This window comes from Methylomagnum ishizawai, from assembly GCF_019670005.1.
Classification (GTDB): Bacteria; Pseudomonadota; Gammaproteobacteria; order Methylococcales; family Methylococcaceae; genus Methylomagnum; species Methylomagnum ishizawai.
This window is the reverse complement of the sequence record NZ_AP019783.1, coordinates 2,043,492-2,056,810: the sequence shown is the minus strand read 5'-3', so window position 1 is coordinate 2,056,810 and position 13,319 is coordinate 2,043,492. Positions and strand designations below refer to the sequence as shown.

Genomic DNA, 13,319 nt, shown 5'->3' with positions numbered 1-13,319 from the left:
TATTCCGGCCAGGATTTAAACCAAGGTCTGGTAAAGCGCCTTGCTTTGCTCCACCATCTGCCGGGAAGGCTTGCGCCGTACCGAGGTATATCCGATCACCTTGCCACCCCGCACATTCGGGATCACCGTGGCCTTGACCCAGTAATACCCGCCATCCTTGCGTAGGTTCTTCACATAGCCCTGCCAGGTTTTGCCCGCCCGCAAGGTATCCCATAGGCCACGGAACGCCACCGACGGCATATCGGGATGCCTCAGGATGGAATGGGGGGAACCGATCAGCTCCTGCTCGGTATACCCGGACATCAGCACGAAGGAACGGTTGACATGGGTAATGAAACCATTCGGATCGGTCCTCGACACGATCAAGCGGCCTTCGGGGTAAGGCGTTTCTATATCGGTCACCAAAACCCGCCGGCTACCATAGCCATATAGCCTCAAAGTATATTCGCGATAATCACCGACAATCTCTTCCGGTCTCATATCCTGCATCGCCCTACCCTCACGAGGATTTGATGATCGCGCCCCCTTCCCGCAGTCAACACCCACTCTTGCTTATTCGGTCCGTTATTCAAATCATCGCCGAGATGCTTTCCGCCGCCCGTTTCACATCGAGGAAGATCAAACCCAGTTTGGCGTTGGGTTTCGCCATCACGGTCAAAACCGCCTCGTGGCCGGCGTGGGTCATCAGGACATAGCCTTTGCTGCCCTTGATGAGCACCTGCTCCAGGCCGCCCCGCTCCAACTCCTGGGCGGTGCGGTCGCCCAAGGACAGCATGGCCGCGCTCATGGCGCCCACGCGGTCCTCGTCCATGCCCTGGGGCAACACGGCGGCCATCATCAAACCGTCGGTGGAAATCACGCCGGACGCCTCGATATCGGCCGAGGTTCCGTTCAATTCATTCAAAATAGACTTGAGCATGTCTGCACGCATATGGATTCACTCCTGCTGGTATTAGGTGTATAGGTTGGAAACTGGGGGTATTCCGGTCGATAAGCACGGCTCGCCAGGCCGATGGGTCCGCGAACCCGAACCCGGCCTCATGTGGCATAGCGCCGGCTGAGAATCCATACCAAGTTCACGAAATCGGGATGGTTGAAATGGGGCATGCCACTGATGACCAGTACGAAACGCTGCGTCCCTATGAACAAAGGCCAAAATCCTATCTTGCCATTGCCGGAGGCATCGACGATAGCCCAGGCGCTACTCGCCAACCCCAAGTTATTGACCAGCAACCCGGAACGCCGCGCATGCAGGTTCGCCAAATCCGCGCTCAACGCCGACAGTTCCTCCGCCACCTCGTGGGGGAACCCGCTGGACGCCAGGTAAAACCCCTGATGGTCGGCCAACAACACCTTGCCCTGCACGGCCAGGGTTTTCAACAATCCCGGCAATTGGATTTCGAGCGGCTGCTCGTTGCAGTGCCGCGGCGCGTCGAAGCCCTGCACCCAACCCAAACCCTGCGCATGGTAGAGCAGGCTCAACGCCTGCTCCTCGTCCTCGATTTCGGACCAAGCCCGCAAATCTTCCAAGGTCAACCGGGGGGAGGATTGTTTCCGCAACAAGGATTGGATCATCCGGCGGCTGGGATTGGGGTCGGTGGCCGATACCGCATAATAGGTTCCCGCCGGCGTCGGGTGGGCATACATCTCCTCCGCCAGGACGAAATTAGCCATCCTTGGCCTCCTGCAAACCCGGATCGAGGGAATAGAGCAGGGCTTGGAGCAGGATGGTCATATCCTTGCGGGCGCGGGCATCGACCTCGAACAAAGGGATATTCCGGCCCATGCCATGCAATTGCTGATGATAATCCTCGATGGTCGGGCGCGGGCTCAAATCCATCTGGGTGACGCCGATGACCACCTTGGTCTGGTCGATGAATTTCTTGAAGGCCTCCAGGAAGAAACGCATATCCTGGAAAGGGTCGGCGCGGGTATTATCCAACAACAGGATCAAACCAATCCCCCCGCTGCTCAGGATATCCCACATGAAATCGAACCGCTCCTGGCCGGGCGTGCCGTAGAGGTGGATTTTCTCGCCCCCCGCCAAATGAAGGACGCCATAATCCATGGCCACCGTGGTGGACGATTTCCTCCCCTTGGTCATATCGGAAGCCGATTCGTCGGTCTTTACCGGCGGTTCGTCGCTCAGCGAGGCAATCGCCGTGGTTTTGCCGGCCCCCACGGGGCCGGTGAAGATAATTTTATAGTTCGCCATTATGACCCTTCGAATTACCGTCGCAGCAGTCGTTGCAAAATCTTCTTGAATAACCCGGCATCCTTTTTCGATTCGACCGGCAGCGGGGCGATCAAACTTTCCGATTGCCGCACGGCCTGGTCGGCCAAGCCCAGCGCACGGGCCGCGCTGAAGAACGCGAAAACGTATTGCTGGCGGATATTGAGCGTCTCGGCGATATTCAACAACGACCGGGGCTGCTCGCTCAATAGCGCGGCGATACGCAAGGCATGGGGGAAAACCAACAAGCGTGTGAAATTGGGCCAATTCCTGAGGTAAACCGGGCGGTTCAAATCGATATCGTCGGGCACCCGGCCCGCCGAGGTCCAAAGCGCGACCTTCCAGATCAAAGCGTCCATGCGGTGCAGTTTGCTCTGGTCCCGGCCGTCCTCCTTGAATTTCACGGCGCTGGCCGACGAGATCGTCATGATACCGGAATCGCTTTCGGAAAAGCCGAGTTCGGCGATCGAATGCACCGGCACCAGGCAAAACGAGCGGAGTTGCTGGTCGTCGGCGTCCACCCAGATTTCCCGGCTTTGCGGAAAAATGGTGACGGGCTTCCAACCGGTATTCAGCCGCAAAGCGCAATTTTTGGTCAGGGCGGTTTTACAAGCCGATTGCAGATAACCCTGGAAATACCGCTTGGGATCGTATTGCGCCGCGGTCACCTCCATGGGATTGCTGGGGTCTATATCCTTGAGCGAACCAATATAGTCGCCAAAACCACGCTCGTCCAACGACAGCGCCGCATGGCTGGTATCGCGGTCCTCGCGGGCGGCGAAGCCTATGGCCGGGGCGGCGGGCCGCGCCGGAACGGGGCTTGCGCCCGGCTTGGGCGCGGCGTCCACGGGCGGCTTGGCGGGGGATTCGGCATCGCGGCGTATCTTCTCGGCGGGAGCCTTGGGCGCGGCCTTGGCCCTCAACCGGGCGGCGGTCTGTTCCAAAGCGGTCAGCATGCTTTGTATCTGCACCGGCTTCTTGATGTAGATCACTCCGGACGGGATTTCCGCCGGGGGATTCAGGGACAACAGGATGAAAGGCCGTCCCGGATGCCGTTCCCGCTGCTCGGCGAGGATTTTCGCGCCATTGAAGGAATCCATGTCGACGATGCTGACATCGGCGTCGTCCTCGCCGACCAGGACGGCCTTGTCGCCGCATTTGCCGCGGAAAAACAATTGTAGGGCCGTATAGGAACGAGCATCGAAGCCCAGGGCGCAAGCCCGCAGCGACATGTCTCGGGGACTAATCATTGAGGCTCCTGAAGTACTCTGTCAATGCTTGCCAAGCTTCGGGCACCGCGATTTCGATGCCCTCCAACGCCTCGGACAGCCTGGAAAAATTAGCGCTATCGCGGGTGGAGCGGTAAATATCCAGCAGTTCCAAATGCAGTTCGGCCCGTAGCGGCTCGCGCAGGACGGCCCGCTCCAGGAGGGCGCGCGCCTCCTCCACTTGGCTGTATTCCAGATATTCCCGCGCTTCGAGCAAGACATCCCTCGGCCCCTCCCCGCGCGGTTCCCCTGCCGGATGGACGAGGTTCAAGCCGCCCTCGATGCCCCGGCTCAAGATCGAACCCGGCACGATGGGGGTATGGATGGCATCCACGCCCTGGGCGAAGGCACCGGCCAGTTCCTGGAACAGCCGGGGATCGAGGGTATCGCGGGCCAATTCGAGCATACGCCTACGCAACCCGGCCCCGCGCCTTCCCAGGGCGATGAACAGGTCGAGCAAGGCGGCGTGGAGTTCTTCGCCCCGCCCCGCTTCGTGTTCGAGATAGATCCGCCGCACATGGCTACGCAGGTCGTTGGGATCGCGGGCGATGCAATGGCGGAAATAATCCGAGAGCGCCGCATGGTATTCCCTGGGAAATGTGAGTTCCGCCGATCCCGGCACCACAAAGGCCGGCTCCGGGTCGTCTTGGAAGTGCCCTAGCGGCGGTTCCGGGGGAAGCCGGGCCGACACGAGGGTCTGGTTATGCTCTACCGTCAAATCTGCCCCGCGTTTTTCACAGAGGAAGCCACCCGCCCCGCCCATCAGGCCACCTTGGTCCGGCGCGGCTTCGCATTTCTATACGGCGTTTTTCGGTGGCGTAATAGTGTACGTCAAGGGTGACATGAGAAGCGATACCCCTATGCTTATTCCGAAGGCCAAATCCGGTCCCGGCGCGGGTTCGCCGACCGGCATGGCCCAGGACGCCGGGGGGGAACCCGGATAGATAGGGGGACCGGACGGATGGACCGAAACCGGACGCAGCGGGTGGTTGCGGTAATGGAGCCGCTTTTTGGGAGGGGAGGTAGGAGAGGCGGTGGCCGGTTCCCGGACACCGGGATGTCACCGCCTCATTTAAGTAACAGTGGGATACAGCGATGGAAGCGCATGTTTCACAGCCATGGCCGGGCCGCCTCCCGCGACGGGAAAGACGTCCTTGTCCGCGCCATGACAATCGGGAATCAGAACAGGATGACGACATCCGTGGAGAACAAAAGCTGGTCTTTGCGCTTGCCGTCGTCGAAGGCCTTGACCTTGTCGGTCCAGTCGTAGCGGAGGTTCGGGCGCAGCGTGACCCACTTCAGCGGCTTGTAGGTCAGGCCGACGGTGACTTCGTAATAATTGCTACCCGCCCAAGGATAGGAGTAGCCCGGACAGGTATAGGAAACAACATTGCCGGCACCGTCGGCGTTGAGGCCAGCGCCGCACCGGGCCGGGCCGTTCACGCGGAAGCCGTTGTTGTCGCGGAACCATTCGCCGCGGATACCCACGCCCAGGTCTTCCTGGATGTCGTACATCAGGTATTGGTTGATGCCGTACCACTCGGCGTCGTCGCCCAGGCCACGGGAGGTCAGGACGTTGTTGGCGAAGCCGTGGTCGTGCTGGGTGACCACATGCAAGGTGTTATCCAGGAAATTGGCCTTGCCGACCAAGCTGTACAGCGCCCAGGTGTTGCTATTCTGCTCGGACTGGGAACCGGCGGTGGAGGAGGCGTTGAACGAGTAGTTCTTGTCGTCGCTGGTCCAGGTGAAACCGCCGATGAAATCCCAGTTGCCGATATTGCGGTCGAAACCACCATCCCAGCCGCCGGTGGAACTGCCGGTCACGGCACCGGCCATCACAGCCCAGTTGTCGTCGACGGTGTAGTTGCCCAGGACGCCGGTGTGGGTGAAGGGCTCGCCGTATTGGAAGGTGTAGGGCTTGCTGAAGAAGAAGTTGTCGGGCGCGGTCACGACCTCGTAGCCGATGGGCGTGTAGAAGTGGCCGACCTTCACGTTCAGCCCATTGCCGACGGGGATGTTCAATTCGCCATAGGCCTGCGGCAGGGCCAGGGCGTAGAAGCGCTGGTCGAAGCTGGTCAGGTGCAAGTCCCAATGGCCGCGGTTGGTGTTGACCGCGCCGGTGCGGGGATCGAAGGCCGGGTTGCCGTAGGCCTGGGTGAAGATCGAGTCGGTGCCGTACATGATGTCGAAGCGTCCGCCCCAACCCCAATTATCGCCGCTGGCCTCCACCGCCTTCTGTATCCACAGGTAGGCCTGGTTGACCTGCAATTCGCTGGTACGGTCGCCGAAAGTCACCGGGCCGTTGAACTTGTCCGGGGAACTGTTATCGTTGATCGATATGCTGGTATTAAGCCATCCGCCCCATTTGATGCCGTAATCCTTCAAAGGCTGGGCATCGCCCTTGCCGGCCATGTAATCCGCCAACCCGGAGGCTTCCTCTATTTCACTCGCGGCGGCCGAACCCGCCGCCAAAACCGAAAGGACACCCAAGGCCGCCATGCTCAGACGGATGCTGAAAGCGCTATTTTTCATTCTAAGTCACTCCGAAAATTCGCAAATCATGAAGCCAAATTGCACAAACCGCGCCAAGCCCGTGAACAAAGGAATCCAGCTTATTCATCAAGGGGCAGACGCCAATTTTACGCACAAAAACGGTGCATTTTGACCGGCTTTTGCACTATAACAACACGGAGTTGCAAAGATAGCACGAAAGGGACTTTTTGTGGTTGATTCGCCTCAGCCGGAACCGTAGGCTGTAGGCGCGGGCTTATTAACCATAATGAATCCGCCCCCCATCTCCAAGGCAAAACTAATCCTCGCTGGAAGGCGGCAAGGCCTTGCGCCCGTTCAACGAACGCACGAAATCATTGGCCCGGCCTATGGATTTCTCCATCGCGCCGATCAGGCCGTTGACGCCCACGGCCATGGCCGTCAGCTCGTGTTCCAGCGAAGCGATGGCCTTGGCGTTCAGGTTGTGTTTCAAAAACAACACCTGGTCCTGGAATACCCGCAACACCGGCTCGATCTTGCTCTCGGCCCGCCGCATCGCCGAAATCAACTGCCCATAATGCTGCTGGGTCAGCTTGAGTTTCTGGCGGCTGGCGCTGCGCAGGCTACGGTTGGAATATTGCTCCAGTTCCCCCTCCCATTCGGCGAACAAGGCTTCCGCCACATCCTGCACGGCGTCGATGCGGTCCTTCACCGCCAGCGCCTTGGCCGTGCTGTAATCGAATTCGAGCTTGAGCTGCCGGTATAAATCCTCCAGGTCGCCGCCGTCGAACTGGGTCAGGGCGCTGAATTTGTCGAGGGCGCTCTGGAATTGGTCCTTGGCCTCCTCAAGGCTATCGCGGGCGCTCTCCACCCGCCGCACCAGGATGTCGCGCTTATGCTGGCCGGTCGACTCCACCACCCGGAAATACAGCTTCTGGCACTGGGCGACGAGATATTTGGCCAGCGGGTTGAGGATATCGGCGAGGGTGGCGGGGGTCGGGACGGGCTGCTTGCTCATAGGGATTCAAGAACGGGGTGGCATAACGATGAACGAACGCCCCGGAACGGGGCACGGCACAAACCAACAAGGCCGGAGCCCGAATGTCAAGGGTAAAAATTCACCACATGAAGGGTAAAAACCCCGGAGTCAAGGATTTTTCGTCGGACAAACCATGACAAATTTCACAAAATTGCGTAATCTTCGCCTTACAAACCTAGTGTTTGTACCGGCAGAACGTCCGGGCATCCCGAAGCCTAACAAGACCTAATTCTCACTGGGGAGTTTAACGTGAGCGCATTGACCGAAAAATCCTTGCTGTTATTCATGGCCCTGACCCTGGGCTTAATCATCACTTGGCTGATCGCCAGCGATCCTGTCAACTCCTCGCAGGAGGTCTACGGCACCCACTCCATCGACCGCCAGTCCACCTGACGCCGCCGCTCCAACCCGCCGCGCCCTTCCCCCAGTGCCGCGGCGGGAGTCACCGCCCCAACACCTTCCGCAAGAACCGCCCGGTATGGGACGCCGCATCGTCGGCGATTTGCTCCGGCGTCCCTACCGCGAGAATCCGCCCGCCCCCTTCCCCGCCTTCCGGTCCCAGATCGACCAGCCAATCGGCGGTCTTGATGACATCCAGGTTATGCTCGATCACGATCACCGTATTGCCGTGCTCGCGGAGCCGGTGCAACACCCCCAGCAATTGGCGGATATCATGGAAATGCAGCCCCGTGGTCGGTTCGTCCAGGATATATAAGGTCTTGCCGGTATCGCGCTTCGACAGTTCCCGCGCCAATTTCACCCGCTGGGCCTCGCCGCCCGAGAGGGTCACGGCGTTCTGGCCCAGGGTGAGATAGCCCAGGCCCACTTCCACCAAGGTATCCAACTTGCGGGCCACGGTGGGGATGGCCGCGAAAAAGGCTTGGGCCTCCTCCACCGTCATGTCCAGCACCTCGTGGATGGTCTTGCCCTTGTAGCGGATGTCCAGGGTTTCGCGGTTGTAGCGCTTGCCCTTGCAAAGGTCGCAATGGACGAAGATATCCGGCAGGAAATGCATCTCCACCTTGATGACGCCATCGCCCGCGCAGGCTTCGCAGCGCCCGCCCTTGACGTTGAAGCTGAACCTTCCGGGCGCGTAGCCACGGGAACGGGCTTCCGGCGTGGCGGCGAACAGTTCGCGGATCGGGGTGAACACGCCGGTATAGGTGGCGGGATTGGAACGCGGCGTGCGGCCTATCGGGCTTTGATCGATATCGACCACCTTGTCGAAATATTCCAAGCCCTCGATGGCCGCGCAGGGCGCGGGCGCTTCCGAAGCGCCGTTGAGGATGCGGGCGACGTGGCGGAACAGGGTGTCGTTGACCAGGGTGGATTTGCCCGAACCGGACACGCCGGTGACGCAGGTGAACAAGCCCACCGGGAATTCCGCGTCCACGCCCTTGAGATTGTTGCCGCTGGCGTTTTTCAAGCGCAGCATCCGCCCGGGGTCGGGTTCGTAGCGGGCTTCGGGCACTTCGATGGACAAACGGCCCGCGAGATAAGCCCCGGTCAGCGATCCAGCGTCGGCCATCACCTGCTCCGGCGTGCCCTGGGCGACGATGCGCCCGCCATGCACGCCCGCGCCGGGGCCAATATCGACCACATGATCGGCGGTGCGGATGGCGTCCTCGTCGTGTTCGACCACGATCACGGTATTGCCCAGGTCGCGCAGCCGCCGCAGGGTCTCCAACAAACGCTCGTTGTCGCGCTGGTGCAGGCCGATGGAAGGCTCGTCCAGCACGTACATCACGCCCACCAAACCCGCCCCGACCTGGCTCGCCAAACGGATGCGCTGGGCTTCGCCACCCGACAGCGTGTCGGCGCTGCGGTCCAGGGTCAGGTAATCCAAGCCCACATTGACCAGGAAACGCAGGCGCTCCGAGATTTCCTTGACGATCTTGGCCGCGACCGCGCCGCGCCGTCCGGCCAGGTTCAGCGCGTCGAAGAAGTCCACCGCCCGGCGGATCGGCAGCCCGGTCAACACGGGCAAGGCGGTATCGGCGACATAGACATGCCGGGCCGCACGGTTCAGCCGCGCCCCGCCGCACTCGGGACAGGGTTTGGCCGAGAGGTATTTCGCCAATTCCTCCCGCACCATCTGCGAATCGGTTTCCTTGTAGCGCCGCTCCATATTGGGAATGACACCCTCGAAGCTATGGCGATGGACCAGGGTTTTGCCTTGGGCGCTCTGGACCTTGAAGGCGATGGCCTCGCCGCCGCTACCATATAGCACGGTCTGGCGGACGCTGTCCGGCAACTCGGCGAACGGGGTTTCCGGGTCGAAACCGTAATGCTCGGCCAGCGACGCGATCATCTGCCAGTAATAAGCATTGCGCCGGTCCCAGCCGCGCACCGCGCCTTCGGCCAGGCTGGCCTTGGGCTGGGTGACGACCAAGGCCGGATCGAAATATTGCTTCACCCCCAGGCCATCGCAGGCGGGACACGCGCCCTTGGGATTGTTGAAGGAAAAGATACGCGGTTCCAGTTCGCTCAAGGAGTAGCCGCACAGGGTGCAGGCGTATTTGTCCGAATAAATCAGCTCTTGCTTGGCTTCGTCCATCGACACCACCAAGGCCATGCCGTCGGCCAGCTTCAGCGCGGTCTCGAACGATTCCGCCAGCCGCAGCCCCAAATCGGGCCGCACCTTGAAACGGTCCACCACCACTTCGATGGTGTGCTTCTTCCGCAGGTCGAGCTTGGGCGGCTCGTCCAGTTCGTAGACTTCGCCGTCGATGCGGGCGCGGATATAGCCCTGGTTGCGGAGGTCGTCCAACACCTGGGCGTGTTCGCCCTTGCGGGCGTTGACCACCGGGGCCAACAGCATCCAGCGCGAATCCTCCGGCTGGCCCAGCACATGGTCCACCATCTGGCTGATGGTCTGGGCTTCCAGCGAGACGCCGTGTTCCGGGCAGCGCGGCGTACCGGCGCGGGCATAGAGCAGGCGCAGGTAGTCGTAGATTTCGGTGATGGTGCCGACGGTGGAACGCGGGTTGTGCGAGGTGGATTTCTGCTCGATGGAAATGGCCGGGGACAAGCCTTCGATATGGTCCACGTCGGGCTTTTCCATCACCGAGAGGAATTGGCGGGCATAGGCCGACAGCGATTCCACATAGCGCCGTTGGCCCTCGGCGTAGAGGGTGTCGAAGGCCAGCGAGGATTTCCCCGAACCCGACAGCCCGGTGATGACGATCAGCCGGTCGCGGGGCAGGTCGAGGTCGATGTCCTGGAGGTTGTGGGTGCGGGCACCGCGGATTCGGATGATGTCCATGGAGGGGGAGCGTGGAGCGAAGGGGCGTCGATTATAGCGGTTCGGACGGGGTTGGAACCCCTACCCGGACCGCGCCGCCCCATTGGCATGGTTTCAGGGCGAGCGCCGGTCCATGTAAAGCACCCGCCGGGTCGTGCCCCAGAGGCTGCGACCCCGCCAAGCCTTGCCCAGGGTAAAAAACGCGCTTTGCGGATCGACGACCAAGGGCTGGAAACTGGCGCAGTGGTCGTCGGAATAAAAATTCCGCACGGAATCGAGCGGCATCGAAAACCAGCATTCCTTGCCATCCAGCGCCAAGGTGCCGACGGCACCGTTAGGCACGCCGGTATCGAGATGCCGCCAAGCGCCTGGGTCCGGGCGCTTCAGCGATAGGTCGAGCAGGTTGCCGCTGCTGGCGATGCCATAGTCGCGGTTCGCCATGCGCAACCGACCGAACCCATTGTCCTCGACGGCTTCGGCGGGAATCGGCTCGGCGCTCCAATGGACACCGAGATCGGCGGAATAATAGAGCTGGCCATCGCCCTGCAACCAAGCCTGCCGCCCCTTGACGAACAGTGCCCCGACCGAGCCTTGCCGGACCGGATCGGCGATCCCGGCCTGGGTCCAGGTCAGGCCGCCATCATGGGTGGCGTAAAGACGCTGTCCGGCGGGATGCTTGGCGTCGGTGCCGCCGAAATTGAAGGCCATCAGCCCGCGCCTTCCATCGGCCATGCCGATCTGGAAACGGCAGACACCGCAAGGATGGGCGAAGACCTCGCGCCAAGTGCGGCCGGCATCGCCGGTGCGATAGACATGGGCCACACCGGCTCCCACGCCGTCCACCACGGTCCCCGACAGGAGCGCGGTGGCGCCGTCCAAGGCGACGAAAGCGTCGATTCTATCGTCGTAAGCCATGAAGTCCGGAGGCAGGCCCCGCACTTGGCGGCGGGTCCAGGTCGAGCCCGCATCCAGGCTGACATGGACCCGATAGCTTGGAGAAATGCCGCCCCCTTGCCAAGTCAAGGCCCAGACGGTTTGATCGCTGACCGGGAAAAGCTGCAGGAATTGCTCTTTGCCCGCCAATGTCCGCCGGGGCGTCCATTCGGCCAGGGCGTCCGGCCCGCACAGCCCCGAGGCGATCAGCGCGGCCATCAGGACGCGGACCGGCTTTTTCTTGATAGCGGCAACCACCATAAAAGACATGGGACACCTCGCGTCGGGAAACGGCTGGGAAATCGACAGTCCGGCGATAGTACCATCGCCGCCCGGCATCCCGCTAAACGCCGCGCCACGTACCGCCGCGTTGAGAGGAGGCGCGGTCTTCGGGCCATAAAAAAGCCCCGGTCTCGCGACCGGGGCTTTCTTGTCGGGGACTGGCTACGGGGCCGGGCTTACATCATGCCGCCCATGCCACCCATGCCACCCATGTCCGGGCCATGGCCCGCCGCTTCTTCCTTCGGCTCCTCGGCCACCATGGCTTCGGTGGTGATCATGAGGCCCGAGACGGAAGCCGCGTTCTGCAACGCGGTGCGGGTCACTTTGGCCGGATCGAGGATGCCCATTTCCACCATGTCGCCATAGCTGCCGGTGGCGGCGTTGTAGCCGAAGTTGCCGGTGCCTTCCGCGACCTTGTTCAACACCACGGAAGCCTCGTCGCCGGCGTTGGTGACGATCTGGCGCAACGGCTCTTCCATGGCGCGGCGCAGGATGGCGATGCCGACATCCTGGTCGTGGTTCGCGCCCTTGAGGTCCTTCAGGCTTTGCAGGGCGCGGACCAGGGCGACGCCGCCGCCCGGCACGATGCCTTCTTCCACGGCGGCGCGGGTCGCGTGCAGCGCGTCTTCCACGCGGGCCTTCTTTTCCTTCATCTCGACTTCGGTGGCCGCGCCGACCTTGATCACGGCCACGCCGCCCGCCAGTTTGGCGAGGCGTTCTTGCAACTTCTCGCGGTCGTAGTCGGAGGAGGTGTCGTCCACCTGCTTGCGGATCTGGGCGATACGGCCCTGGATCTTATCGGCGGCACCGGCACCGTCGATGATAGTGGTTTCGTCCTTGCTGATCTGGACGCGCTTGGCGGTGCCAAGGTCGCCCAGGCCAGCCTTTTCCAGCGACAGGCCGACATCCTCGGAAATCACGGTGCCGCCGGTCAGGATGGCGATGTCTTCCAACATGGCCTTGCGGCGGTCGCCGAAGCCCGGCGCCTTGACGGCGGCGACCTTCAGGATGCCACGCATGTTGTTGACCACCAGGGTGGCCAGCGCTTCGCCTTCCACGTCCTCGGCGATGATGAGCAGGGGACGGCCCGATTTCGCCACGCCTTCCAGCACCGGCAGCATGTCGCGGATGTTGGAGATCTTCTTCTCGGAAATCAGGATCAACGGATTTTCCAGCTCGACATTCATGCTCTGCTGGTTGTTGATGAAGTAGGGCGACAGATAGCCGCGGTCGAACTGCATGCCCTCGACCACGTCCAGGGTGTTTTCGAGGCCGGAGCCGTCTTCCACGGTGATGACGCCTTCCTTGCCGACCTTGTCCATGGCTTCGGCGATGATCTGGCCGATGCTGTCGTCGGAGTTGGCGGAGATGGTGCCGACCTGGGCGATGGCGTTGTTATCGGCGCAGGGCACGGCCATGGCGTGGATGGCTTCGACGGCGGCGGCGGTGGCCTTGTCGATGCCGCGCTTGAGGTCCATCGGGTTCATGCCGGCGGCGACGGCCTTCAAGCCCTCGACCAGGATGGACTGGGCCAGCACGGTGGCGGTGGTGGTGCCGTCGCCGGCCACGTCGGAAGTCTGGGAGGCGACTTCCTTCACCATCTGGGCGCCCATGTTCTCGAACTTGTCGGACAGCTCGATCTCCTTGGCGACGGACACGCCGTCCTTGGTGACGGTCGGTGCGCCGAAGCTCTTTTCCAAGACCACGTTGCGGCCTTTGGGGCCGAGGGTCACTTTCACGGCCTGGGCCAGGATGTTCACACCGCGGACCATGCGGACACGGGCGTCGTCGCCGAATCTTACGTCTTTCGCTGCCATAGCTTTATAAACC

Annotated in this window: 12 protein-coding genes; 1 reads left to right on the top strand and 11 read right to left on the bottom strand. The window is 61.7% G+C overall.

Annotated features, from left to right (window positions below):
- Positions 1–15: 15 nt before the first annotated feature.
- From K5658_RS09375 to K5658_RS09340, 8 genes are all read right to left on the bottom strand, one after another.
- A complete protein-coding gene (locus tag K5658_RS09375) occupies positions 16–489 on the bottom strand; it encodes a PAS domain-containing protein (RefSeq protein ID WP_221066671.1) in 474 nt (157 codons plus the stop codon).
- Positions 490–568: 79 nt separating this feature from the next.
- On the bottom strand, positions 569–931 hold the full coding sequence (locus K5658_RS09370; RefSeq protein ID WP_221066670.1) for a roadblock/LC7 domain-containing protein: 363 nt from the start codon (positions 929–931) through the stop codon (positions 569–571).
- A 107-nt stretch (positions 932–1,038) separates the two neighbouring features.
- A complete protein-coding gene (locus K5658_RS09365) occupies positions 1,039–1,674 on the bottom strand; it encodes a hypothetical protein (protein ID WP_221066669.1) in 636 nt (211 codons plus the stop codon).
- Positions 1,667–2,215 (bottom strand): GTP-binding protein, encoded by a 549-nt coding sequence (locus tag K5658_RS09360; protein ID WP_085214719.1) that lies wholly within the window; start codon positions 2,213–2,215, stop codon positions 1,667–1,669. The genes K5658_RS09365 and K5658_RS09360 overlap by 8 nt, the downstream gene beginning before the upstream one ends.
- A gap of 14 nt (positions 2,216–2,229) precedes the next feature.
- The gene (locus tag K5658_RS09355) at positions 2,230–3,483 is read right to left on the bottom strand and encodes a hypothetical protein (protein ID WP_221066668.1); all 1,254 of its coding nucleotides are present in this window, start codon (positions 3,481–3,483) and stop codon (positions 2,230–2,232) included.
- The gene (locus K5658_RS09350) at positions 3,476–4,219 is read right to left on the bottom strand and encodes a type IV pilus assembly protein FimV (RefSeq protein WP_221066667.1); all 744 of its coding nucleotides are present in this window, start codon (positions 4,217–4,219) and stop codon (positions 3,476–3,478) included. The genes K5658_RS09355 and K5658_RS09350 overlap by 8 nt, the downstream gene beginning before the upstream one ends.
- Before the next feature lie 461 nt (positions 4,220–4,680).
- Entirely contained in the window at positions 4,681–6,033 is a 1,353-nt protein-coding gene (locus K5658_RS09345) for a porin (protein ID WP_246628604.1), read from the bottom strand.
- 277 nt (positions 6,034–6,310) lie between these two features.
- Positions 6,311–7,009 carry a DUF2959 domain-containing protein gene (locus tag K5658_RS09340; RefSeq protein ID WP_221066666.1) on the bottom strand — a complete coding sequence of 233 codons (699 nt, stop codon included), beginning with the start codon at positions 7,007–7,009 and terminating at the stop codon, positions 6,311–6,313.
- A 270-nt stretch (positions 7,010–7,279) separates the two neighbouring features.
- Here K5658_RS09340 and K5658_RS09335 point away from each other — a divergent pair, with 270 nt between their 5' ends.
- Entirely contained in the window at positions 7,280–7,423 is a 144-nt protein-coding gene (locus K5658_RS09335; protein WP_221066665.1) for a hypothetical protein, read from the top strand.
- Positions 7,424–7,472: 49 nt separating this feature from the next.
- Here the strand turns inward: K5658_RS09335 and uvrA are convergent, their stop codons facing one another.
- From uvrA to groL, 3 genes are all read right to left on the bottom strand, one after another.
- Positions 7,473–10,295: an excinuclease ABC subunit UvrA gene (gene uvrA, locus K5658_RS09330; protein ID WP_221066664.1), complete on the bottom strand. Its 2,823-nt coding sequence runs from the start codon at positions 10,293–10,295 to the stop codon at positions 7,473–7,475.
- A gap of 93 nt (positions 10,296–10,388) precedes the next feature.
- On the bottom strand, positions 10,389–11,468 hold the full coding sequence (locus K5658_RS09325) for a WD40/YVTN/BNR-like repeat-containing protein (protein ID WP_221066663.1): 1,080 nt from the start codon (positions 11,466–11,468) through the stop codon (positions 10,389–10,391).
- Positions 11,469–11,665: 197 nt separating this feature from the next.
- Complete coding sequence (gene groL, locus K5658_RS09320) at positions 11,666–13,306, bottom strand: chaperonin GroEL (protein ID WP_221066662.1); 1,641 nt, start codon at positions 13,304–13,306, stop codon at positions 11,666–11,668.
- Positions 13,307–13,319: the final 13 nt, after the last annotated feature.